Origin of the sequence: Rhodococcus sp. EPR-134, assembly GCF_001647205.1 — a bacterium.
Classification (GTDB): domain Bacteria; phylum Actinomycetota; class Actinomycetes; order Mycobacteriales; family Mycobacteriaceae; genus Rhodococcus_F; species Rhodococcus_F qingshengii.
In genome coordinates this window covers 1-1221 of record NZ_LVCT01000709.1, presented here as the reverse complement: position 1 = coordinate 1221, position 1221 = coordinate 1, and the positions used below count along the sequence as shown (strand labels likewise).

Genomic DNA, 1221 nt, shown 5'->3' with positions numbered 1-1221 from the left:
AGATCTACGACAAGATCCTCTACGACGACGCCAAGCACATCTCGCTGGCAACACTTGCCCCTGATCTGCTGTGCCTGACGTTCAACGGCCTCTCGAAGGCCTACCGCGTCGCCGGCTACCGCTCCGGCTGGGTGGCGATCACGGGCCCGAAGGATCACGCGGCCGGCTTCCTCGAGGGACTCGATCTCTTGGCGTCGACCCGTCTGTGCCCCAACGTCCCCGGACAGCACGCCATTCAGGTCGCCCTCGGCGGTCACCAGAGCATCGAAGACCTGATCCTGCCCGGCGGCCGCCTGCTCGAGCAGCGCGACGTCGCTTGGGAGCGATTGAACATGATTCCGGGCGTTTCGTGTGTGAAGCCTCGCGGCGCGCTCTACGCGTTCCCTCGTCTGGATCCGAACGTCTACGAGATCCACGACGACGAGAAATTGGTTCAGGACCTGCTTCTCCAGGAGAAGATCCTGATGGTTCAAGGCACCGGGTTCAATTGGCCGAATCACGATCACCTTCGGATCGTCACCCTTCCGTGGGCCCGAGATCTCGCCGTGGCCATCGAGCGATTCGGCAACTTCCTCACCAGTTACAAACAGTAGATTCTCACGCTGAATCCGGCTGAAATCGAGTAAACAATTCGTTGTACAAATGCCCCGTAAACGTAAAACTGCGGGGCATTTGTGCGACCTTGGTCACATTTTTCGCAAACCATGCGGTTTGATTGACTCTTTAACTATTTAGTGACCTGCCCCGATGTGAAAACGGTCCAACCGGTACGTGATTCGTTGTGAAATTGGTAGTTGGACAACGCGCCAAATCGGTTTGAAATTGGGTACATTAGTTAGCAGCACTTCGGTGCCGCGAGCACCTGGTATCCCTCCCCCCCCTGTGGATACCAGGTTGGTGGCGGGGACAACCCCCCCTGTTCCCCGCCACCCAGCTCGACCAATCCCAGTTTCACAACCCCTCATCGGTAGCACCGGTTTTCGCCGACTCTGCCTTGAAGCGACACTGCCTTTCACCGACACTGCCGTCAGAAGCTGACCATTCGCTTCGGAGCCGATAACATTGCACCGGTGCAAATCCCCAGTCCGACACTCAGTTTCCGATGAGTCACGGCCACGGCCACGGTGGCCCCATTCAGATCGGCCCCACCGCATCACGCGTCGTCATCGGGTTGCTCGTCGTCATCGGCATGGTCGTCGTCGCGGCAGCTGTCGCACTGTG

The 1221-nt window shown here is 58.7% G+C and carries 1 protein-coding gene; it reads left to right on the top strand.

The genetic code is table 11. The features are described 5' to 3' along the window. Positions 1–593, top strand: a 593-nt coding sequence (locus A2J01_RS30670) for an aminotransferase class I/II-fold pyridoxal phosphate-dependent enzyme (protein WP_156519457.1), incomplete at its 5' end; no start/stop codon positions are given. Positions 594–1221 lie beyond the last annotated feature (628 nt).